We start from the raw sequence: 20648 nt of genomic DNA, 5'->3' as shown, positions 1-20648 counted from the left end.
TTTGCGTATTTTACATACAGCTGATTGGCATTTAGGAAAAACACTTGAAGGACGGAGCCGCTTACTCGAGCAAGAAGCGGTCATCGATGAAATGGTCGAAATCGTACAAAAAGAAAACATTGATGTCGTATTGCTTGCAGGCGATGCGTTCGATACAGTCAATCCGCCTGCTGATGCGGAAAAGCTTTTTTACGAAGCGCTTTCGCGGTTAAGCGATTACGGTAAGCGCCACGTTGTCGTCATTGCAGGAAATCACGATCATCCGGGGCGTTTAAGCGCTGCCGCTCCGATTGCAAATATGCACGCTATTACGTTGCTAGGTTTTCCGACCGATCGTGTGCAACAAATTTACGTTCCATCAAGCGACGAGACGTTAATGGTCGGAGCGCTTCCCTATCCGTCAGAGGCGCGACTGAATGAATTGTTGGCGGAGGAGTGCGACGAGGCGTTGTTGCGCGCACGATATGATGAACGCATTCGAGCCATTTTTGCGAAAATGAACGAATCGTTTCGAGAGGATGCGGTGAATATTGCGATGAGCCATTTATATGTTGCAGGCGGGGCAACGTGCGACTCCGAGCGTCCGATTGAGCTCGGTGGGGCGTATACGGTGTCGCCGGCAAGCTTTCCTGCGCAGGCGCAATATGTCGCGCTCGGTCATTTGCATCGTCCGCAAGATGTAAAACATGCGGTCATGCCGGCGCGCTATTCCGGTTCACCGCTTGCTTACAGTTTTTCTGAAGCAGGATACAGCAAGTCTGTCACGATCATTGATGTACAGCCACGTTGCACACCGATCATTTCAGAATATTTATTGTCAAAAGGACGTCCGCTTGTCAGATGGAAAGCGACAGAAGGGCTTGCGCAAGTGTATCGTTGGATTGAGGAAGGGCGCGATCGCGGCGCGTGGATTGATTTAGAAATTGATGTCGAGCAATCGTTAACGTTAGAAGAAACACATCGACTACGCAAATTGTATGATGGATTTGTTCATATTCGCCCGAACTACTTAAAGAAAGAAGAAGTTACTCGTGAAGTGCATACCGATGTGCCAATTGAAACGTTGTTTACGCGTTTTTATGAACGACAAACAGGTGGAGGGAAACCGTCCGAAGAGATCGTTCAACTATTTTTACAGCTCGTTGCCGAGGAGGACGAACAATGAAGCCGATTCGTTTAACAATCGCAGGATTGCATAGTTTTCGTCAAAAAGAAACGATTGACTTTGAAAAACTATGCGAAGGGGGATTATTTGGTATTTTCGGACCGACAGGAAGCGGGAAGTCATCGATTTTAGATGCAATGACGCTCGCTTTATACGGAAATGTAGAGCGTGCGTCCAATCAAACGAACGGAATTATGAATCATGCCGAAAATGAGTTATTCGTTTCGTTTACGTTTGAATTGCAAAATGCAAGTGGGGCTAAACGATATACCGTTGAGCGCTCGTTTAAGCGTGCGGATGCGTTGCGTATTCGTTCCGTCGTCAGCCGCCTAATTGAAGAAGGAGCGGAACGAGTCGTCATTGCAGATAAAACACGGCTTGTCGATGAGCAAGTAAAACAATTGCTCGGTTTAGAAATGAAAGACTTTACACGAGCCGTTGTGTTACCACAAGGAAAATTTGCGGAATTTTTATCGCTTAAAGGGTCAGAGCGCCGCCAAATGTTGCAGCGGTTGTTTCATCTCGAACGGTATGGAGACGAATTAAATAAAAAATTAAAAAATAAATTAGCCGAGGCGTCAGCAAAACTCGAAGCGATTAAAGGGGAACAGGCAGGGCTTGGCGATGCGTCAAAAGAACAAGTCGAGAAACAAAAGCAAGCATTAGCAGAAAAAAAAGAGGAGTTAGAGAGAGCGAAAAGCAAGTTGCGTCACATCCATGAACAATACGAAAAAGAAAAGCAATTATGGCAATGGCAATGTGAAAAAGAAAAAGTTGAACATGAACTAAACAAATGGCGCGAACAAGAAGAACAGATGAAACAGCTTGCGCAAACGTATGAGCGAAGCAAAGAGGCGGAGCGACTTGTGCCGTATATGGAACAAGCGGAACGAAGCGCACAAGAAGTTGTAAGTTGGCAAAAAAAAGCAAGTGAACTAGCTTCCCAATTACAACAAACAAGCGTGATGTATGAACAAGCAAGTAAACAATATGAACAATGTCGTGTGAAAAAGAACGAAGAAGAACCGAAAGCGTTGCAAAAACAAGAGCAGTTGAAACAAGCGTTGCAAACGTTGGCGCTTATGCGATCGCTCGAACAACAACAAGCCAAGCTACGCGCGAGCTTGCGAGAGATCGAGCAAAAAGAACAACAAGCGCTCCAAATGGTTGAAACGTGCACGAAAGAATATACGACATGGAGTGCGAAACAAGCAGAGTTAAAAAAACAATGGGAAGAAAAAAGAGTAGACGTACATGTCAAAGAGCGATTGGAACAAGCGTACGAGATAAAAAAGCGAATTCAATTGCAGCAACAACAGCTTGAAGAGTTAGAAAGGGAAAAAGAAAACAAACAAAAAGTGTACGAAACGTTGAAACAAACGTACGACGAAGTAATGAAACAAATGAAAGAAAACGAAGCGCGATTCGTTGCAACGTTTCGTTATGTCGAATCGTTGTATCATCGTGTATGTGAGCGCGAAAGGCAAGTCGCGGTACTCGTTTATCAAAAGAAAGAAGAAAGAAAGCAAATGGAAGCGGCGCGGTTACATGATTTAGCGGCAACGTTAGCCGAACGTTTGCGTGATGGCGAGGCTTGTCCTGTTTGTGGTTCGACGCATCATCCGAATCGAGCAAAAAGAAAAGAAACGGCGCTCGAGGAAGAAGCGATGAAACGAATGGAGCATTCCATTCAACATGGGGAACAGCTCATGATCGCTATGCAACAAATCAAAGTGCAAGTGGAGCAATTGGCCGAACTGATGGCGCGTCAACCGTTGCCGCAGCATGTTGATGTCGAAAAAGTGAAACGAGAAGTTGAAGAAACACCGCTTTGTTCGTTACAAGAGGCGGAAGTCGAACAAAAGGCGCTGTATCAAGATTACGTGGAATGTCGGGAACGTGTGCGTCACTACATGGAACAATGGAACGAACAAAAACAAAAACAACAGCAATATGCATACCAAATGGAAACGATCGGCCAACAAATTCGTGAATGGGAAGAAAAATGTTTAGAAAAACGTGCGCGAGTTGAAGAAGAAAAAAAGATGTGGCATGAGGCGTATCCAGATGTATCGTTCGAACAAGTAGATGCGATGCTTTCTGAGCTTCGCGAACGGGAACGCGAAGCTCAACAGCTACAACAGCGTATTGAAAAAAGCGTCATCGTGCTAGATGATAAACGAGCTGAATTGGAGCGATGGAAAGAAACATATCAAGACATGACGAAACAAAAAGCACAATGTATGACCGAATGGAATATGCACAAGCAGCAATACGAACAATATAAACGAACGCTACCTGAAGAGATAGACGAGGAGCGTGTGCAACAACAGATCGTTTTTATGGAACAAGCGCTACAACGTATGAAAAGAGAAGAAGAAGAAGCGTATGCGCGCTGGATGAACTTACAACAACAATTGCGAACGTTACAAGCCGATAAACAAGCAGCAGATGTCGCTTTACAAGAAGCAGAAAAAAGAAAAAAAGAAGCAGAATATGCTTTGGCTGAACAATTGCAGACTAGCTCTTTTACAGCGGTCGATGACGTACGCGCTTCTCGTTTAGATGAACAAACGAAACAACAAATCGCTCAACGCATTCAACAATATAACGATGTGCTCACGAAGTTGCAAAACGAATGGCAAAGATTACGTGAAGCGATGAATGGGGCGGTTATAACGAAACAGCAATGGGAAGAGACGGTGTACGCATACGAACAAGTGAAGCAACAAGTAGACGAACATATGCGTCAACTCGGTTCGCTCGAAGCAATCGTCGCCGATTTGGAAACGAAACATGTGCGCTTTGTGCAATTGCAACAAGAGCGAACGCAACTAGAGAAGGTCGTTGGTCAGTATGAAGAATTGCAAAAAGTGTTGCGCGGCAACAGCTTCGTTGAATTTATTGCCGAGGAACAGCTCGTTCATGTGGCGCGCTATGCTTCCGAGCGACTTGGCGAATTAACGAGACAGCGCTATGCGATTGAATTAGACTCCGAAGGCGGTTTTGTTATTCGTGATGACGCAAACGGTGGTGTACGTCGTCCGGTGACAACGCTGTCTGGCGGAGAGACGTTTTTAACATCTTTATCGTTAGCGTTAGCGTTATCGGCGCAAATTCAGTTGCGCGGAGAATATCCGCTTCAATTTTTCTTTTTAGATGAAGGATTCGGTACGCTTGACCAAGAGTTGTTAGATGTCGTTATGACGGCGCTCGAACGTTTACGGGCAGAAAAGATGGCGATTGGCGTCATTAGCCACGTGCAAGAGTTGCATGCACGCATGCCGAAACGGCTCATTGTGAAGCCAGCAGAACCGTCTGGAAAAGGAACGACCGTTTATCTTGAAGTGATGTAAAAGGGGATTTGCAATGAAAGGGATGTGCGAACTTTGCGGAAGAGAAGGTGTTGTATTAACTGCTCACCATTTAACCCCAAAAGAGTACGGTGGCACAGAAACAGCAAGGTTATGCATCCCGTGCCATAAACAAATTCACGCCCTATATACAAACGAGGAGCTAGCCAGTCGACTATACACAATGGAACAGATGCAACATGATGAACAAATTGCGTCATTTGTTCGCTGGATTCGCAAACAACCCGCTGAGCGGATACCGAAAATAAAAAAAGCAAAGCGGCAAAAGCGTTAAGCATTGCCGACAACGTTTTGATCGGATGCATCAAAGTCGAGCGTGTTCGTTAAGCTAATGCCATTGTTTGCCATAATAAAGTTTCCTGTGTTAAACGCACCGGCACCAGCGAACGTTCTAGAGGTGATTTTCGGTGATACATATAACGTATCCCCGACTTGCATGACGGCGCCGCTAGCGACGAGATTAATTTTAATCGGACCGACGAGTGCTGGCATACGGCTTCCCCCCTTATAGTTGACGAATATGTTTGACACGTGAATTTGCCTCTACTGTTTTTGTTGAACCGATATGCACGACGGATGTAGAAGAAACCCCGATAATGCGCATAGAATGAACAGCGATGAGCGGACAATCGTGCAACGTATGGCGACAAAGCGGTTCAGCATCGATTGGTGGAGTGGGAATCGGTTTTGCAAAAATCGGAAAAGTAAGTGGAAATTCCCTACTATCCACATATTCGAGCTGTCGCTGAACAGCAAGTGCTCGCGCAGAAAGACGAATTTCTTGGCTATCCCCAATTTGTACAACGGAACTAAAGGAGACAGCGTTTGCTCGCAGAAAGTGGACGACGGAAAGGCGACTCATCGCTTTTCCTCATTTTTTTTATTGCTTTGTTTTTGTGGAAACGGACCGATAATTAACGATTCCGGCGGCGTATCAAATGCGGAAGCTAATTGAATCGTTTCGCTGTCGCCGATTAATACGAGCGATGAACTTGCAACCCCACCAATCGAAATATGACCGACGGAAAGATGATGGTTGACAACCGTCATATTCATTCGTTCATCCCCTCTCGAGGTAAATGTTTTAAAAACGTTTCAATGGAATACTCGATATCTCGCTTTAAATATGCGATAATGTTTTGTTGTCGCTCATCGTTTTCTTGTTCGTTTTCTCCATGTTGGCGTAAATAAAAATGAATGCGGTCATCAATTTGTCGAGCAATATCTTCCAATATAAATTGGCGATACGTTGGATCGAGCGAACGGTTATACGTTTGTTCCATACGGGCGATAATATTTTCGCCTTCTTCTTGTAAATATGAATGAACAGCCGTTTGAATGCTACGAAAAAGTGGTGTTGGTTGCGGAATGATTGTTTGACTTTGGGGAACGGCGAAATTTTCGATCGTATCTTCTCCAAACGTGGCAGGATTTAAACCGATATTTAACGTTCCTTCTAACGTTTCCACTTTTAATTGATCAAAATGATATTCAATTTTTTCGATCGTTGTATGCGGCTTTTTTTTTAATTGTTCATATTGCTGTTGTAAAGCGTTTACTGCTTGTTCAAGCGATTGCATTTTTTGTTGTTGCCATTTTAAATACGTTTCGAGCTGTTTAAAGTAATCATGCCACATGTATGATGCCTCCTTCTTTGCCGACCTTTTTACTTTCTAATGTATGGCCGAGCAAAAAGAAGTATCACAGTTTTATACAGGAGACTGAAGTGGAACGAGCGGTCCTCCTTGAATATTCATTTTTGATTCCGGAGCAGGTTGTGTAAATTGACCGGTATTGCTTAATGTGGCGAGCGGTTGTACTTTTCCAGTTGTTCCGATTTGCAGTACAGATGAGTTAGTAAGCGAACCGATTTTTAATTGATGAATAGAAATCGTTTGTTGAACGTACACATTCATCGTCCCACCTCGCTAGACGTTTCCAACGACATTGCTATCGGCAATATCGCGGTCGTTTGTATTTGTGTTGCTATATTGATTGTAAATATGCAAGCCGTCCCCCGTATTAAATGAACCAGCACCAGCAAACGTTTTAGCAACGCTATACGGAGAGATGGCAAATACATCGCCGATATGAAACACACCGCCACCTCCGATGCTGTTAATTTGGACCGCTCCAACAATGGCTGGCATCGGCTATCCCTTGCTTTTTACGTTGCCATCGACGATGTCGGGGTCGATTGTATTTGTAAAGCTAATGAATGTATTTGTTTGTAAAAAATCTCCTGTATTTCCACCACCAGCACCTGCGAGCGATTTTGATGAACTTTTTGGTGCAATTTGCAACGTATCACCGAAATTCACTGTCCCGTCGCTGCTGACGTTCGTAATTTTTATTGGACCAGCGATATAAGAAGGCATGGCCATCGTCCTTTCTTTCGTTCTTTCCCCTACACAATCATATGAAAACAATGAAAGAAATGTGCTCTACAAAAAGAAAGATATGTTATAATATTTCTGAAAAATAATAATTTTTAGATATAAAAGTGGGGGATGGGAATCATACCCGTCAAGTTAGCGGTATAAAATTTTTTAGGATGATACGCATGTTCGAAAAATCAATGTTTTTGGCGCTGAAAAAAGATCAAATTCTTAACTTGATGGCTATGGGGTGTCCGGAAGCGAAGCATGTGGTCGATTATTTTCATGTGATTCAATTGTTTACAGAAGCGTTGGATCGATGCCGCCAATCCTTCGGAAAAGTGAACAAGAAACACGGGCATGTTCGGTATGTTTGCCGCTGATTGACCCAGTGTCCCGAGAAGCTCACCGAGGAGGAGCGCCAAACGGTGCGAAAGTGGCAGAAAGAGAGCGATTCCTTGCAGGCTGTCTATCAATCCCTTCAACATTTTCGTTATGTATCCAAAAGCCAAAGCGAGCGACAAGCGAAACGTCGTTTGAATGCCTGGGTTCATGACAGGTGCAAGTACAACTTTTGGTGATGAACCTTTCTATAAATATTTATTGAATTTACGAAAAAAAATAATAGAGAATATTGAATTTACAAAAAAAAATGATAGAATATTATCTAAATATTATATATAGTCTAAAATTTATTAATACTAACAAAAGGGAGAAGGACACATTGGCAAAGCAAACGTTACTGGAAATTGAGGGGCTGCGAGTCTCTTTCCGCATCGGTGATGACTATTATGCGGCGGTCGACGACGTTTCGCTGGCGATCGGAGAGAACGAAGTCGTCGCTCTCGTCGGGGAGTCGGGTTGCGGCAAAAGCGCACTCGCTTTGTCGATCATGGGTCTCCACCCGCCCGAAAAGACAAAAATTGAGGGGCGCCTGCACTTTAAAGGGACAAATTTGCTGTCGCTCTCCGTTGCCGAACTCAATCGCATCCGCGGCAAAGAAATCGGGATGATCTTTCAGGATCCGTTAACGGCGCTCAATCCGCTCATGACGGTCGGCCGGCAGATCGAAGAAAGCATGGATTACCATCTGCGGCTGTCAGCAGCCGAAAAAAAGAAGCGAACGATCGTCTTGCTTCGCAAAGTCGGCATTCCGGAGCCGGAAAAGGTGTACCACCGTTATCCGCACGAGTTGTCCGGGGGGGATGCGGCAGCGGGTCGTCATCGCGATCGCCATCGCCTGCGAGCCCGCCCTGCTCATCGCCGATGAACCGACAACGGCGCTTGATGTGACGATTCAGGCGCAGATCATAGGGCTGCTCAAAGAGTTGCAGCGGCAAATGAAAACGAGCATTATTTTAATCACGCATGATTTGGGGGTGGTGGCGGAAATGGCGGACCGTGTGGCGGTCATGTATGCTGGGGAAATCGTTGAGTTAGCGGACGTCGATACCATTTTTCACCGTCCGCTTCATCCATACACCCGCTCATTGTTGCAGTCGATCCCGTCTGCGCAGACGAAAAAGGAACGACTCCACGTCATCCAAGGGATCGTTCCGCCGCTGCATAAACTGCCGCGGCGCGGCTGCCGCTTCCAGCCGCGCATCAGCTGGATTGGGGCGGATAAGCACGAATCGGATCCGAAGTTGCGGGAAGTGGAGCCGGGGCACTGGGTGCGTTGCACATGTTACCAACATTTTTATTTTCCCGATGATCAAAAGGTAGGTGGAATCGGCCATGGCGCTTCTTAACGTCAACCATTTGAAAGTATACTATCCGGTGCGCGGCGGTTTTTTTCGCCGGGTGGTCGACCATGTCCGCGCGGTGGACGATGTCAGTTTCACGCTGAACAAAGGGGAAACGTACGGGCTCGTCGGCGAGTCCGGCTGCGGCAAGACGACGACAGGGCGCACGATTATCGGTTTGATCCGCGCCACGGCCGGGGAAGTGCTGTTTGAAGGGACGGATTTGACAAAGCTTCGCCGCCGCGAGTTTCATCCGTATCGGAAAGACATCCAGATGATTTTCCAAGATCCGTATTCTTCGCTCAATCCGCGCAAACGTGTGCTCGACATTGTCGCCGAGCCGCTCCGCAATTTTGAACGCCTGTCCCCGCAAGAGGAGCGGCAGAAGGTGCAATACGTTTTAGAGCGGGTCGGCTTGAGCGCGGAGTCGATTTACAAATATCCGCATGAATTTTCCGGCGGACAGCGCCAACGCATCGGCATTGCGCGGGCGCTCACGCTCAATCCGAAGCTCATCATCGCCGATGAGCCGGTGTCGGCGCTTGATGTGTCGGTGCAGGCGCAAGTGTTGAATTTCATGAAAGAAATCCAGCAGGAGTACGGGCTGACGTATTTGTTCATCAGCCATGATTTAGGGATCATTCGGCATATGTGCGACCGCATCGGCATTATGTACCGCGGCCGGCTCGTGGAGGAAGGGACGAGCGAGGAGATTTTTACGAATCCTCAACATATTTATACGAAACGTCTGCTCTCCGCCATTCCGAACGCCGATCCGCGCGAACGCGGCCGGCAGGAGGCGCTTCGCCGCGAAGTGGAAAAAGAGTATGAGCAGTCGTATTCCCGCTATTTTGATGCAAACGGCCGGGCTCACCCGCTCAAGCCGATTTCGCCGACGCACTCGGTGGCCATTCCGTAAAGAGGGGAGGACGGGAAGATGCTGAAATTTATTTTACGGCGAATCCTCATTATGATTCCACAATTGTTTTTGCTGAGCGTCCTCATTTTCTTGCTGGCGAAGGCGATGCCGGGCGATGCGCTGACGGGGCAGCTGGCGGCCAACCCGAAAATGGATCCGCAGACGCTTGAGGAAATGCGGGAAAAACTTGGCTTGAATGATCCGGTGCATATTCAATACATACGTTGGGTGAAAAACATGCTGCAAGGGGATCTCGGCCTTTCCTATACCCACCAGCAGCCGGTCACTGATCTGCTGGCCGGACGGATCGGGAATACGGTGTTGCTGTCGGCGGCGATTTTAATTTTGACGTACCTGATTGCCATTCCGCTTGGCATCGTGTCGGGGCGATGGACAGATACATGGGCTGATAAGCTAGTCGTCGGCTACAGCTATCTCGGGTTTGCCACGCCGCTGTTCATTTTTGCTTTGGTCATGCTGTTTATTTTCGGCTTTCACCTTGGCTGGTTTCCAACCGGCGGCAGCGTGGACGTTCAGGTCGAGGAAGGGACGCTCGCTTACTATTTAAGCAAATTGAACCATCTCATGCTTCCGGCGTTGTCGGGAGCGCTCATCAACACGGTCGTTACGATTCAATATTTGCGCAGCGAAATCGTCGATACGAAAGTGAAAGATTTCGTGAAAACGGCGCGGGCGAAAGGCGTGCCGGAGCGGCACATCTATTGGCGCCATATTTTGCGCAATGCGTTTTTGCCGATCGCGGCGTTTTTAGGGTATGAGATCACCGGGCTTGTCGGCGGTTCCGTGTTTTTGGAGTCGATCTACAGCTATCCGGGGGTTGGCCAGCTGTTTTTGCAGTCGATTATGCAGCGGGATTACAGCGTCGTGACGGCGCTCGTCATGATTTCCGGCCTGGCGACGCTGGTGGGCACGCTGTTGTCGGACATCATTTTGAGTGCGGTCGACCCGCGCATCCGGATTGAGTAGGGAAGGAGGAAGGTAGCTGACATGAAAGCGGAAATCAGCGGCCCAACGCCGGCCGGAGCGAACATCGAGAAAAGCCCTTCCGCCTTTTCGATCATGTGGCGGGAGGTGGCTCGGGATCGGCTCGCGCTTGGTTCGCTCATCGTTTTAGGAATCCTTTTGTCGATCGTCTATGGCGTGTCGCTCTTTTTGGATCAAGAGGAAATCGTGAAAGTGGATTTTCTTTCCATCTATTCTCCGCCGTCAGCGGAACACTGGCTTGGCACAGACTACGGAGGGCGCGACGTGTTTGGCCAGCTCATCATCGGCGCCCGCAATTCGTTTACGATCGGGCTGGCCATTACGCTCATTACTGGGGCGATCGGCCTCATTGTCGGATTGGTGGCCGGCTATTTCGGCGGCTGGATTGACAATGTCATTATGCGCATCATCGATTTTATTCTCGTTCTGCCGTTTTTGATGCTCATTATTGTTTTTGTCGCCATTGTGCCTAAATATAATGTATTGACGTTCATTTTGATCATGAGCGCGTTTTTGTGGATGGGCAAAGCCCGGCTGATCCGCGCCAAAACGCTGGCCGAGCGCGAGCTGGATTATGTCAGCGCGTCAAAAACGCTCGGCACGCCAGATTGGAAAATCATTATTTTTCAAATTTTGCCCAACCTCAGCTCAATCATTATCGTCAATTTGACGTTAAATTTGGCGGGCAACATCGGCATCGAGTCCGGGCTCACGTATCTTGGCTTCGGGCTGCCGGAGAGCACGCCGAGCTTAGGGACGTTGGTCAGCTATGCGACCAACCCGGATGTTTTGCAAAACAAATGGTGGGTTTGGTTGCCTGCGTCATTGCTTATTTTAGTGATGATGCTGTGCATAAATTTCATCGGCCAAGCGCTGAAACGTGCGGCTGATGCAAGACAACGACTAGGATAAGGGGGAAGAAAATGTGAAGAGAAAATGGCTGGCGGCTCTCGCCGCGCTCTTGCTCGTGCTCGCCGGGTGCACGGGCAAATCCGACACAACGAGCGGAAAGGGCAACAATAACGAAAAACCGGCGGCTCAGAAGGAAGACATCAGCAAATTCCCGATGACGGTGAAAAACGACGGGAAAATCATCGATGGCGGCGTGTTGAAATACGGCCTTGTGTCCGATACGCCGTTTGAAGGGACGCTCAGCTATGCATTCTACACCGGAGCGCCCGACGCAGAGATTTTGCAATTTTTTGACGAGTCGCTTTTCCGGACGAACGGTGACTATGAAATTACAAATGATGGGGCTGCCACGTATGAGTTGTCGGATGATAAAAAGACGATGACAATCCGTATTAAAGACAATGTGAATTGGCATGACGGCCAGCCGGTGACCGCTGAAGACTTGGAGTATGCGTATTTGGTCATCGGCCATAAAGATTACACCGGCGTCCGTTATGGCGATCCGCTCATCCAAGGGATCGTCGGGATGGAAGAATATCACAGCGGCAAAGCGGATAAAATTTCCGGCATTAAAGTCATCGACAAAAAGACGTTGACGATCACATGGAAACAGGCCAATCCGTCGGTGTTGACTGGCATTTGGGCGTATCCGCTGCCGAAGCATTACTTGAAAGACATTCCGATCAAAGACTTGGCGAAATCGGATAAAATCCGGAAAAACCCGATCGGGTTCGGTCCGTTTAAAGTGAAGAAAATCGTTCCGGGCGAGTCGGTAGAGTTTGTTCGCAATGATGACTACTGGGCTGGCAAACCGAACTTGGAAGGCGTCATTTTGAAAGTCGTCAGCCCGCAAGTCGTCCTGCAAGCGCTGAAAAAAGGCGAAATTGACGTCGCTGGGTTCCCGACTGACCAATATTTGAACGCGAAAGGGACGAAAAACATTCAGTTTATCGGTAAAGTGGATTTGGCGTACAACTATATCGGCTTTAAACTCGGCCATTGGGATGCGAAAAAGCAGGAAAACGTAATGGACAATCCGAAATTCCAAAACAAAAAACTGCGCCAAGCCATGGCGTACGCCATCAACAACCAAGAGGTGGCCGACCGCCTGTATCATGGTTTGCGCTTCCCGGCGAACACGCTCATTCCGCCGTCGTTCCCGGGCTATCATGACAGTTCCATCAAAGGGTATACGTACAATCCGGAAAAAGCGAAACAATTGCTGGATGAAGCGGGATATAAAGATGTGGATGGCGATGGCCTCCGCGAAGATCCAAACGGCAAAAAATTCAAGGTCAACTTCTTGGCGATGAGCGGTGGGGACATCGCTGAACCGCTGGCCAAATTTTATATGCAATGCTGGAAAGATGTGGGTCTCGATGTTCAGCTTGTAGACGGACGCTTGGCGGAGTTCAACTCCTTCTACGATATGATCGAAAAAGACGATCCGAAAGTGGATGTCTACGCCGCCGCTTGGGGAACTGGAACGAACGTCGACCCGTACGGATTGTACGGCCGCGACGCCATGTTCAACTACTCGCGCTGGGTGAATGAGAAAAACGATGAACTGTTGGAAAAAGGCCATTCCGAACAGGCGTTTGACAAGGAGTATCGCCGGAAAATTTACAGCGAGTGGCAAAAGCTAATGAACGAAGAAGTGCCGGTCATCCCAACGTTGTATCGTTCCGCCATCTATGCGGTCAACAACCGTGTCGCCAACTTTACGGTTGACCCGAGCTCGAAGCTGACGTGGAAAGATGTCGGCGTCACGTCCGAGCAACCGGAAGTCGAACAATGACGATTGTTGCCTTTGATGATGTATGATAAGATAGAAGATAAATTGCATACGTCTTATCAAGAGTGGGCGAGAGAACGGGCTTGATGACCCCACAGCAACCTGCCGCAGGCAAGGTGCTAACACCCGCAAAGCGGTTTCGCTTTGGATGATAAGAACGGCTCATGGCCCCTTTCGCATCATTCCGAGGCGAAAGGGGTTTTTTTGTCGATGGGAGGTGAAGGAGAAACAGTGGAGGAGGCGGTTTCGCTCCGCGCTTGCATGGCCGCTCATCTCCGTGCCGCAGCGTTCGCCGTTTGTGTCATGCGCTGTGTGCAGGCGGAGCTCATCCGGTTTGACTCTAAGGCGGCGGTGCATGTCGACCGTCCGGATTTGCCGACGGAAGGAAAAGTGCACCATGTGGCGAGCGGTTGTACTTTTCCAGTTGTTCCGATTTACAGTACAGATGAGTTAGTAAGCGAGCCGATTTTTAATTGGTGAATAGAAATCGTTTGTTGAACGTACACATTAATCGTCCCACCTCGCTAGACGTTTCCAACGACATTGCTATCGGCAACATCGTGGTCGTTTGTATTTGTGCTGCTATATTGATTGTAAATATTCAGGCCGTCCCCCGTATTAAATGAACCAGCACCAGCAAACGTTTTAGCAACGCTGTACGGAGAGATGGCAAATACATCGCCGATATGAAACACACCGCCACCTCCGATACTGTTAATTTGGACCGCTCCAACAATGGCTGGCATCGGCTATCCCTTGCTTTTTATGTTGCTATCGGCGGTGTCTGGATCGAGTGTATTTGTAAAGCTAATAAACGTATTCGTTTGTAAAAAATCTCCTGTATTTCCACCACCGGCACCTGCAAGCGACCTCGATGAACTTTTTGGCGCGATTTGCAACGTATCGCCGAAATTGACGGTTGCATCGCTACTGACGTTCGTAATTTTAATTGGACCTGCAATATAGGAAGGCATGGCCATCGTCCTTTCCTTCATTCTTTCCCTTACCCAATCATATGAAAACAATGAAAGAAATGTGCTCCATAAAAAGAAAGATGTGTTATAATATTTCTGAAAAATAATAATTTTTAGACATAAAAATAAGGGGGATTGGGGATGGACGTTCCATTAGTATTAACTCATTTTTTAGATCGTGCCGTGTCGCTTTACGGAGACAAAATCGGCGTCATTAGCGAAGGAAGATCGTTTACATATCGTGAGCTCAATGAGCGCGTCAATCAATTGTCTCACGGGTTAAGTGCTTTAGGGGGAAAAAAGGGGACCGTGTCGCTTATTTAGCGCCAAATACGTTAGAAATGCTCGAAGGATTTTACGGCGTATTTCAAACAGGAGCGATCATGGTGCCGCTTAATATTCGCAAAGGTGTTTGCCCATGAAAGTCTTGTGGAATTAGAGTCAGTATCCATGCGAAGGTATGGAAGAAGCTCTATAGTACACAAGAACCCCGTGGCTTTAGCCATCGGGAGGTTCAGGATGAAATGGAAAAGGAGGGAAAAGATGCGTATTTCGACGATTGATGCGGTGCGCGGTTTTGCGTTGTTTGGCATTTTGCTTGTAAACGTTCTTGATTTTTCGCTTCCGATGTTATATGTTGATGCGTCGGTATTTGCGAAAGATGGGGTTGATCGTTTTCTGCTCGCATTTGTAGATATATTTGCGCAAGCGAGCTTTTATCCGCTTTTTTCGTTGTTGTTCGGCTGGGGAGCATGGGTGATGTTTGAAAAAGGGGGCGAACGGTTTCGAGTGACTTTTTTGCGCCGTTTGCTTGCGTTGTTGTTATTTGGCGTCATTCATGCATTTTTCATTTGGCATGGCGATATTTTAATCGGGTATGCGATCGTCGGGTTGTTTCTTTTTCCGTTTTTTCAAGCGAGCGCAAAAACGTTACGTAACTGGGCGCTTTCGCTTTGGAGCAGTTGGGCTTTCGGTTCAACGATACTCATGTGGCTGATGTGGAAAGTAAGTGGCGATGTCGATTTTTCAGAGCCAGAGCTGGCAAGGCAGGCGATCGCAAATTATCAACAAGGCACGTGGGAACAAATTTTTATGCAACGGGTAGCCGATTGGCTATACGTCAATTCGTTTACACAAACATTCATTTTTATTTTAACGATTTTGCCATTTCTTTTATTTGGAGCATATATCGCAAAAGAAAAATGGTTTCATCATGTGGCACAACATCGCGAAACGATTCAAAAATGGTGCATCGGTTCATTCGTCGTCGGCATGGCGTTTAAATTATTGCCATATATCGAAAAAAATATCGTAACCGAGTATGCCCAAGATATGATCGGGGGTCCTGCGCTCGCTTTGTTTTATTTGACCGCGTTTTCGTTTGCGACGGCGAACGTCATTCGTTTTTTTTCCCCTGTTGGTCAAATGGCGTTCACGAACTATCTCATGCAATCCGTCATTTGTACGACCATTTTTTATTCATATGGCTTCGGATTGTATGGAAAAGTAACACCAAAACAAGCGTTAGCTGTTGCGCTCGTTGTATATGTCATGCAAATATGTTGGAGCCATTGGTGGCTAAAAAAATATCGCATCGGACCGATGGAGCGCGTATGGCGATGGATGACGTACGGAAAAAAGAAAACGACATGAATGAATCATGTCGCACACGGCTTGTCCTCTTTTTCTTTATGGAAAAGCACGGCTTCTTTCAAATGTTTATTTAACAATTCATCGAGCTCTTGACTGCATTGGATCGTTTCTTTCGCCGAAAAACCGTACATTTGCGCCAATTCAATTAATTGTCTTCTTTTCTTTTCGATGAGGGAAAGAGACATAAGATTCACCAACATTTCTCACTTTAGTTAACAAGCTGTAAACAACTGTATGTATACCTGAATCCGTGATGGTTGGAAATCAACTTTGATTTTGGTGTTAGTTCTATGGATATATGATCCATACATCCCTTTTTTTGATGATTCCCTGCACCACTTTCATGTTTGAAAACGAGATAAATCCTCTTTTATGGAGATACAAACCAAAAAAGAGACAAAAAAAGTACAGGGGGGAGTGATGGATATGAGTACCCGAACATCTGTTTGTTATCTTGCCTCTTTCCATTTTTGATACACATTCAGTAGGAGTATACTGTACCCACTCCTTCGCGTCAGTTTCATCCAGATCTGTCGTGATCGGCGGACGAGTCGACCTGCCATCGTGATCACCGTCTGAATGATCGTCTTGATGCGGCGGCGTTTCACTTTATGATGTAATGGATGTCTCGGATCGCTTAATAGATCTTGTCCAATCAGGCGAAGAAGGTTGTACACGAATGCTCCCATGACTAACACGAGCGCATTCGTTTTCATCTTCCCTGATGGAAGTCGCTCTAAATCTAAGTCGCTTTTCAGTTCGCTATGAAACTGTTCGCATGTCGCATGATCGTGATACAATGCGAGCACATCACTCATTCGAACATGCTCGTATCCTTCGAGGCGCACCCAGTAGCTTTCGACTTCGTAATCAGGAACGAGCATCAGCTGTCCATTTCGTTCCATCGTTCGTTCCGTCACTTGGGTGACTTGAACGTACGTATACGTGTGTCCATCGATTGCTGCTGTCTGTGGAAGGCATAACTCATACGTTTGTACTCCTTCTGTTTGTCCATCATCGACGCGTCTGCCCTTTTGCGAAGCGATCTGGAACCAAAGCGCTTTCGATTCTCGGCGTAAGTTTCGCTTGATGACAAAGTCCACGTCTTCCTTTAGACATACGTGCACATTCGCTTCCGCATCGTTCCCTGCATCCATGCGGACAAGCAGACGAGACGAGGTCAGCGGACGAGCTCGACGGATGGCGGTAGTTAAAAACGAAGGCATGTTGTCTTGTACATGTTGTTTCCCTGGACGCAGCTCGGCATGAACGATATACCCTTCCTTCCCTGCGTACGCAAACAACGGCGTAAAACCGTCAAATCCTTTATACGTTCGACTCACTCCTTCTTTTTTCGTATCGGAGTTATCAAATGGGGAAGCATCTATATCAAGGGGAAGCCATGTCGTTTTCCCTTTCGTCCAACAAGCGGACAAGGTAGCGTGTTGTCGAACCAACAGACGCATCGATTCCTCCCAAATGATGGTTTCGGTCATCGGGAGACAAGCGAGCTGATCGAGACGCTGTCGCAACGTTGGGGAGGAAGGTACGTGCCGAATGCCCATTGATGTCGAAAAGATATCGTCCTGACGATACGCTTCGATATGATCAAAATCCGTTTTTCCTGTGGCAAGCAAGCCGATCATCGAGCGAATGACGTCGCTATGGGAAATGTGCACATCTCGACGAACCGTTGGGAGCCGAAGTGCGTTTACTCGTTTATCCAGCTTCGTTTGGTGCAGTAAGTAGCCCACGAGAGCAAGCCCAGCACTTGGAGTAATCGCTTCATCTGTCAATACAAACCGAATCGGGAAATCTTTCATCACATTCACCTACTTGATGAAGAGTCGTCAACGTCGTTTTCCCTTATCGTATCAACGGTTTGCGACCATTGTAAAGATGTTTTGTCACGGATTCAGGTATGTATAAACTATTATACATATTCTGAAGAAAAAGGAAATAGGATAATGTGTTGGAAAATGATTTTTTTCAAAGGAGTTTAGTTATAAAAAAGAGAACATAATGATGTTCGATCATACGAAAAAGGGGATGAGAACATGAAATTTGTTACAGCGCACGTCGGATCAGATGTGTTTGTTGGGGTTGTTCATGAGCAAAAAATCGTTCATTTATCGAAAGCAGATGAAACGATGCCGCATACGATGATCGAATGCATAGAACTTGGTGAATCGTTTATTGAAAAAGTGCAACGTGTGCTAGAACGTGTGCGACCGGAGTGGACGTATGCACTTCACGACGTACAACTGCTTGCGCCGATTCCGCGCCCGACAAAAAATATTTTTTGTATTGGAAAAAATTACGCAGATCATGCGCAAGAAATGGGAGGCGCGGCGGATCGCGAAAATATCATTGTATTTTCGAAAGCGCCAACGACAGTGATCGGGCATGAGGCAGCGATTTTACGCCATGCGGATGTAACCGATCAATTAGATTATGAAGGGGAACTTGCGATTGTTATTGGGAAAAAGGGAAAAGCGATTCCGAAAGAACAGGCGCTCGATTACGTGTTTGGTTATACGATCATAAACGATGTGACGGCGCGCGATTTACAAGAAAGACATAAACAATATTTGCTTGGCAAAAGTTTGGATACGTCATGTCCGATGGGACCGTGGATCGTTCATCGGTCGGCAATTGCCGAGCCGCATGCGTTACATATTCAAACGAAAGTGAATGGTGAAGTCAGACAATCGGCAACGACATCGCAATTGATTTTCGATATTCCAACGATGATTGCGACATTGTCGAAAGGGATGACGTTAGAGTCGGGGGATATCATTGCGACAGGAACGCCAGCAGGAGTTGGGAAAGGGATGAATCCACCGCGTTTTTTACAGTCGGGCGACGTCGTTGAAATTACGATCGACCAGATTGGCACGTTGCGCAACCGAGTACAATAAAAAGCTGGGGATCCCCAGCTTTTTATTGTTCAAATACTTTTTTCACTTTTTCAATTGCCCAATCGAGCTCTTCTTTTGTAATAACGAGCGGCGGGGCAAAACGGATGACTGTGTCATGCGTTTCTTTACATAATAGCCCTTCTTGTTGCAGTTTTTCGCAATACGGACGCGCAGGGACGTGTAATTCGACGCCGATAAACAATCCTCTGCCGCGCACTTCTTTAATGTCTGGATGATTGATTTCGCGCAATTTTTCTTGGAAGTATTGACCGAGCTCAAATGAGCGCTCTGGCAATTTTTCTTCGATGATAACATCAAGCGCAGCGATCGAAACGGCACAAGCAAGCGGGTTGCCACCGAACGTCGATCCGTGCGAGCCTGGATTGAATACACCAAGAATGTCGCGGTTTGCGGCTACGCATGAAATTGGGAATACGCCCCCACCGAGCGCTTTGCCGAGAATGTACATGTCTGGCTCAACTTCTTCCCAATCGCACGCAAACATTTTGCCGGAGCGGCCAAGTCCTGATTGAATTTCGTCCGCAATGTATAAAACGTTATGTTGTTTACATACGTCGTATGCGGCTTTTAAAAATCCTTCTGGCGGAATGTTAATGCCTGCTTCTCCTTGAATTGGCTCAAAAATAAATGCGGCTGTATTTGGAGTGATCGCTTGTTTTAGCGCCTCTACATCGCCGAACGGAATGACTTTGATGCCCGGAAGCATCGGACCGAATCCGCGTTTGTATTCTGGATTAGATGACATCGACACCGCTGTCATCGTCCGACCGTGAAAGTTATCTTCACAAACGATAATTTCGGCTTGATCCGCAGGAACGCCTTTTACGTCATATGCCCAGCGGCGCGCTGCTTTTACGGCTGTTTCGACCGCTTCGGCACCTGTGTTCATCGGCAAAACCATTTCTTTTTTCGTTAGCTTTGCGACTTTTTCATACCATGGACCGAGCTGGTCGTTATGAAATGCGCGCGATGTTAATGTAATTTTATTCGCTTGATCAATAAGCGCCTGCACGATGCGCGGATGGCGATGACCTTGGTTGACCGCAGAGTAAGCGCTCAACATATCCATATAACGATTGCCTTCTGGATCTTCTACCCATACTCCTTCGCCTTTAGATAAGACGACTGGAAGTGGATGATAGTTGTTTGCCCCGTATTTTTCTGTTAGCTCGATGATTTGTGTTGTTTTCAAGTTGATCCCTCCCACTTGGATGCTCACATATATAACATACTTGAAGTGAATATAGAAAGTAAATAGAAAAGGTGAGCGTTTTCCTTTTCAATTGTCCGATCACGATCGACGTGTTATGATAGATTCATATATGAAATGGATAGAGAAAGGAGAATGACGATGACACATGCACATATTACGACGTGGGTTGTTGCGCTTATTTTATTTGTCGTTGCGCTTGTTTTACAGTCGAAAGGACATGAAAAAACAAAAACGTTACACATGTTGTTGCGCCTATTTTACGTGTTCATTATTGCGACAGGAGCGTGGATTTTACATAGCATGTCCTCCTTCCCATTTCTTTATATCATTAAAGTGATCGTTGGGATATGGGTGATCGGAACGATGGAAATGATTCTCGTTCGGACAGCGAAAGGAAAAAATACGAATATTCTTTGGCTTCAGTTTTTTGTAGCGTTCGTGGTCGTACTATATCTTGGATTTAAGTTGCCGTTTGGTTTTTCATTCTTTTCTTAAAGTTGGAACATTTGCCAACTTTTATCTTTTTCTACCATATGGAAATGTGCTATAATGAAAATTAAGTGATAATCCTAA

The 20648-nt window shown here is 46.6% G+C and carries 22 protein-coding genes, 4 pseudogenes and 1 riboswitch; of the genes and pseudogenes, 13 read left to right on the top strand and 13 right to left on the bottom strand.

What is annotated here, in order from left to right:
• The first annotated feature begins 1 nt into the window (after nucleotide 1).
• Genes NST18_RS11535 through NST18_RS11525 form a run of 3 tightly spaced genes read left to right on the top strand, consistent with a single transcriptional unit; the run spans nucleotide 2 to nucleotide 4813 of the window.
• A complete protein-coding gene (locus NST18_RS11535) occupies nucleotides 2–1165 on the top strand; it encodes an exonuclease SbcCD subunit D (protein WP_004892047.1) in 1164 nt (387 codons plus the stop codon).
• Complete coding sequence (locus NST18_RS11530) at nucleotides 1162–4521, top strand: AAA family ATPase (RefSeq protein ID WP_004892046.1); 3360 nt, start codon at nucleotides 1162–1164, stop codon at nucleotides 4519–4521. Before NST18_RS11535 ends, NST18_RS11530 begins: the two co-directional genes overlap by 4 nt.
• A 13-nt stretch (nucleotides 4522–4534) precedes the next feature.
• Nucleotides 4535–4813: a hypothetical protein gene (locus NST18_RS11525; RefSeq protein WP_004892041.1), complete on the top strand. Its 279-nt coding sequence runs from the start codon at nucleotides 4535–4537 to the stop codon at nucleotides 4811–4813.
• Here the strand turns inward: NST18_RS11525 and NST18_RS11520 are convergent.
• From NST18_RS11520 to NST18_RS11490, 7 genes are all read right to left on the bottom strand, one after another.
• The gene (locus NST18_RS11520; protein ID WP_004892038.1) at nucleotides 4810–5031 is read right to left on the bottom strand and encodes a spore germination protein; all 222 of its coding nucleotides are present in this window, start codon (nucleotides 5029–5031) and stop codon (nucleotides 4810–4812) included. The genes NST18_RS11525 and NST18_RS11520 overlap by 4 nt on opposite strands.
• Before the next feature lie 13 nt (nucleotides 5032–5044).
• The gene (locus tag NST18_RS11515) at nucleotides 5045–5401 is read right to left on the bottom strand and encodes a spore germination protein GerPE (RefSeq protein ID WP_004892035.1); all 357 of its coding nucleotides are present in this window, start codon (nucleotides 5399–5401) and stop codon (nucleotides 5045–5047) included.
• Nucleotides 5398–5595, bottom strand: a complete 198-nt coding sequence (locus NST18_RS11510) for a hypothetical protein (protein WP_004892032.1) — start codon at nucleotides 5593–5595, stop codon at nucleotides 5398–5400. Before NST18_RS11510 ends, NST18_RS11515 begins: the two co-directional genes overlap by 4 nt.
• Nucleotides 5592–6176 carry a spore germination protein GerPC gene (locus NST18_RS11505; protein WP_004892029.1) on the bottom strand — a complete coding sequence of 195 codons (585 nt, stop codon included), beginning with the start codon at nucleotides 6174–6176 and terminating at the stop codon, nucleotides 5592–5594. The genes NST18_RS11510 and NST18_RS11505 overlap by 4 nt, the downstream gene beginning before the upstream one ends.
• Before the next feature lie 72 nt (nucleotides 6177–6248).
• Nucleotides 6249–6455: a spore germination protein GerPB gene (locus tag NST18_RS11500; protein WP_004892026.1), complete on the bottom strand. Its 207-nt coding sequence runs from the start codon at nucleotides 6453–6455 to the stop codon at nucleotides 6249–6251.
• 12 nt (nucleotides 6456–6467) lie between these two features.
• A complete protein-coding gene (locus tag NST18_RS11495) occupies nucleotides 6468–6689 on the bottom strand; it encodes a spore germination protein (RefSeq protein ID WP_004892022.1) in 222 nt (73 codons plus the stop codon).
• Between the two features lie 3 nt (nucleotides 6690–6692).
• Entirely contained in the window at nucleotides 6693–6917 is a 225-nt protein-coding gene (locus NST18_RS11490) for a spore germination protein (protein ID WP_004892020.1), read from the bottom strand.
• A 176-nt stretch (nucleotides 6918–7093) separates the two neighbouring features.
• Between NST18_RS11490 and NST18_RS11485 the strand changes: the two are divergent.
• The 6 genes and pseudogenes from NST18_RS11485 to opp4A form a co-directional block, all read left to right on the top strand.
• Nucleotides 7094–7471, top strand: a pseudogene (locus NST18_RS11485) (transposase); the annotation flags it as partial.
• 170 nt (nucleotides 7472–7641) lie between these two features.
• Nucleotides 7642–8668: pseudogene (locus NST18_RS15200) on the top strand (ABC transporter ATP-binding protein).
• Nucleotides 8655–9581, top strand: coding sequence for an ABC transporter ATP-binding protein (locus NST18_RS11470; protein WP_004892015.1), 927 nt, complete (start codon nucleotides 8655–8657; stop codon nucleotides 9579–9581). The pseudogene NST18_RS15200 and the gene NST18_RS11470 overlap by 14 nt, the downstream one beginning before the upstream one ends.
• 18 nt (nucleotides 9582–9599) lie before the next feature.
• Nucleotides 9600–10568, top strand: a complete 969-nt coding sequence (gene opp4B / locus NST18_RS11465) for an oligopeptide ABC transporter permease (RefSeq protein ID WP_035018851.1) — start codon at nucleotides 9600–9602, stop codon at nucleotides 10566–10568.
• A gap of 21 nt (nucleotides 10569–10589) precedes the next feature.
• Nucleotides 10590–11498 carry an ABC transporter permease gene (locus tag NST18_RS11460; RefSeq protein WP_004892010.1) on the top strand — a complete coding sequence of 303 codons (909 nt, stop codon included), beginning with the start codon at nucleotides 10590–10592 and terminating at the stop codon, nucleotides 11496–11498.
• Nucleotides 11499–11511: 13 nt separating this feature from the next.
• Entirely contained in the window at nucleotides 11512–13296 is a 1785-nt protein-coding gene (opp4A, locus tag NST18_RS11455; RefSeq protein ID WP_004892008.1) for an oligopeptide ABC transporter substrate-binding protein, read from the top strand.
• Nucleotides 13297–13346: 50 nt separating this feature from the next.
• Nucleotides 13347–13451, top strand: a riboswitch (SAM riboswitch).
• A 279-nt stretch (nucleotides 13452–13730) separates the two neighbouring features.
• Here the strand turns inward: opp4A and NST18_RS11450 are convergent.
• The 3 genes and pseudogenes from NST18_RS11450 to NST18_RS11440 form a co-directional block, all read right to left on the bottom strand.
• A pseudogene (locus NST18_RS11450) lies at nucleotides 13731–13805 on the bottom strand (spore germination protein GerPB); the annotation flags it as partial.
• Between the two features lie 12 nt (nucleotides 13806–13817).
• Nucleotides 13818–14039, bottom strand: a complete 222-nt coding sequence (locus tag NST18_RS11445; protein ID WP_004892003.1) for a spore germination protein — start codon at nucleotides 14037–14039, stop codon at nucleotides 13818–13820.
• 3 nt (nucleotides 14040–14042) lie between these two features.
• Entirely contained in the window at nucleotides 14043–14267 is a 225-nt protein-coding gene (locus NST18_RS11440) for a spore germination protein (RefSeq protein WP_004891999.1), read from the bottom strand.
• A gap of 141 nt (nucleotides 14268–14408) precedes the next feature.
• Here NST18_RS11440 and NST18_RS11435 point away from each other — a divergent pair.
• Both NST18_RS11435 and NST18_RS11430 read left to right on the top strand, forming a co-directional pair.
• A pseudogene (locus NST18_RS11435) lies at nucleotides 14409–14689 on the top strand (AMP-binding protein).
• Between the two features lie 121 nt (nucleotides 14690–14810).
• A complete protein-coding gene (locus NST18_RS11430) occupies nucleotides 14811–15920 on the top strand; it encodes a DUF418 domain-containing protein (RefSeq protein WP_035018848.1) in 1110 nt (369 codons plus the stop codon).
• A gap of 5 nt (nucleotides 15921–15925) precedes the next feature.
• Here the strand turns inward: NST18_RS11430 and NST18_RS11425 are convergent, their stop codons facing one another.
• Both NST18_RS11425 and NST18_RS11420 read right to left on the bottom strand, forming a co-directional pair.
• Nucleotides 15926–16105 carry an aspartyl-phosphate phosphatase Spo0E family protein gene (locus NST18_RS11425; RefSeq protein WP_004891991.1) on the bottom strand — a complete coding sequence of 60 codons (180 nt, stop codon included), beginning with the start codon at nucleotides 16103–16105 and terminating at the stop codon, nucleotides 15926–15928.
• 264 nt (nucleotides 16106–16369) lie between these two features.
• Nucleotides 16370–17743: an IS1380 family transposase gene (locus tag NST18_RS11420; RefSeq protein ID WP_088223305.1), complete on the bottom strand. Its 1374-nt coding sequence runs from the start codon at nucleotides 17741–17743 to the stop codon at nucleotides 16370–16372.
• Between the two features lie 234 nt (nucleotides 17744–17977).
• Here NST18_RS11420 and NST18_RS11415 point away from each other — a divergent pair, with 234 nt between their 5' ends.
• Nucleotides 17978–18841: a fumarylacetoacetate hydrolase family protein gene (locus tag NST18_RS11415; RefSeq protein WP_004891988.1), complete on the top strand. Its 864-nt coding sequence runs from the start codon at nucleotides 17978–17980 to the stop codon at nucleotides 18839–18841.
• A gap of 22 nt (nucleotides 18842–18863) precedes the next feature.
• Here the strand turns inward: NST18_RS11415 and NST18_RS11410 are convergent, their stop codons facing one another.
• A complete protein-coding gene (locus tag NST18_RS11410; protein WP_004891986.1) occupies nucleotides 18864–20054 on the bottom strand; it encodes an ornithine--oxo-acid transaminase in 1191 nt (396 codons plus the stop codon).
• A 159-nt stretch (nucleotides 20055–20213) separates the two neighbouring features.
• Here NST18_RS11410 and NST18_RS11405 point away from each other — a divergent pair, with 159 nt between their 5' ends.
• Entirely contained in the window at nucleotides 20214–20570 is a 357-nt protein-coding gene (locus NST18_RS11405) for a YisL family protein (protein ID WP_035018846.1), read from the top strand.
• Nucleotides 20571–20648: the final 78 nt, after the last annotated feature.

Origin of the sequence: Anoxybacillus sp. FSL W8-0104 (genome assembly GCF_038004465.1) — a bacterium.
Lineage (GTDB): Bacteria > Bacillota > Bacilli > Bacillales > Anoxybacillaceae > Anoxybacillus > Anoxybacillus flavithermus_G.
This window is presented reverse-complemented; position numbering and strand designations above follow the sequence as displayed.

What these genes read in the sequence shown, in the direction of transcription:
- NST18_RS11530 (WP_004892046.1), top strand. Translation starts at nt 1,162, where the DNA reads ATGAAGCCGATTCGTTTAACAATCGCAGGATTGCATAGTTTTCGTCAA.
- NST18_RS11525 (WP_004892041.1), top strand. Translation starts at nt 4,535, where the DNA reads ATGAAAGGGATGTGCGAACTTTGCGGAAGAGAAGGTGTTGTATTAACT.
- NST18_RS11520 (WP_004892038.1), bottom strand. Translation starts at nt 5,031, where the DNA reads ATGCCAGCACTCGTCGGTCCGATTAAAATTAATCTCGTCGCTAGCGGC.
- NST18_RS11515 (WP_004892035.1), bottom strand. Translation starts at nt 5,401, where the DNA reads ATGAGTCGCCTTTCCGTCGTCCACTTTCTGCGAGCAAACGCTGTCTCC.
- NST18_RS11510 (WP_004892032.1), bottom strand. Translation starts at nt 5,595, where the DNA reads ATGAATATGACGGTTGTCAACCATCATCTTTCCGTCGGTCATATTTCG.
- NST18_RS11505 (WP_004892029.1), bottom strand. Translation starts at nt 6,176, where the DNA reads ATGTGGCATGATTACTTTAAACAGCTCGAAACGTATTTAAAATGGCAA.
- NST18_RS11500 (WP_004892026.1), bottom strand. Translation starts at nt 6,455, where the DNA reads ATGAATGTGTACGTTCAACAAACGATTTCTATTCATCAATTAAAAATC.
- NST18_RS11495 (WP_004892022.1), bottom strand. Translation starts at nt 6,689, where the DNA reads ATGCCAGCCATTGTTGGAGCGGTCCAAATTAACAGCATCGGAGGTGGC.
- NST18_RS11490 (WP_004892020.1), bottom strand. Translation starts at nt 6,917, where the DNA reads ATGCCTTCTTATATCGCTGGTCCAATAAAAATTACGAACGTCAGCAGC.
- NST18_RS11470 (WP_004892015.1), top strand. Translation starts at nt 8,655, where the DNA reads ATGGCGCTTCTTAACGTCAACCATTTGAAAGTATACTATCCGGTGCGC.
- opp4B (WP_035018851.1), top strand. Translation starts at nt 9,600, where the DNA reads ATGCTGAAATTTATTTTACGGCGAATCCTCATTATGATTCCACAATTG.
- NST18_RS11460 (WP_004892010.1), top strand. Translation starts at nt 10,590, where the DNA reads ATGAAAGCGGAAATCAGCGGCCCAACGCCGGCCGGAGCGAACATCGAG.
- NST18_RS11445 (WP_004892003.1), bottom strand. Translation starts at nt 14,039, where the DNA reads ATGCCAGCCATTGTTGGAGCGGTCCAAATTAACAGTATCGGAGGTGGC.
- NST18_RS11440 (WP_004891999.1), bottom strand. Translation starts at nt 14,267, where the DNA reads ATGCCTTCCTATATTGCAGGTCCAATTAAAATTACGAACGTCAGTAGC.
- NST18_RS11430 (WP_035018848.1), top strand. Translation starts at nt 14,811, where the DNA reads ATGCGTATTTCGACGATTGATGCGGTGCGCGGTTTTGCGTTGTTTGGC.
- NST18_RS11425 (WP_004891991.1), bottom strand. Translation starts at nt 16,105, where the DNA reads ATGTCTCTTTCCCTCATCGAAAAGAAAAGAAGACAATTAATTGAATTG.
- NST18_RS11420 (WP_088223305.1), bottom strand. Translation starts at nt 17,743, where the DNA reads ATGAAAGATTTCCCGATTCGGTTTGTATTGACAGATGAAGCGATTACT.
- NST18_RS11415 (WP_004891988.1), top strand. Translation starts at nt 17,978, where the DNA reads ATGAAATTTGTTACAGCGCACGTCGGATCAGATGTGTTTGTTGGGGTT.
- NST18_RS11405 (WP_035018846.1), top strand. Translation starts at nt 20,214, where the DNA reads ATGACACATGCACATATTACGACGTGGGTTGTTGCGCTTATTTTATTT.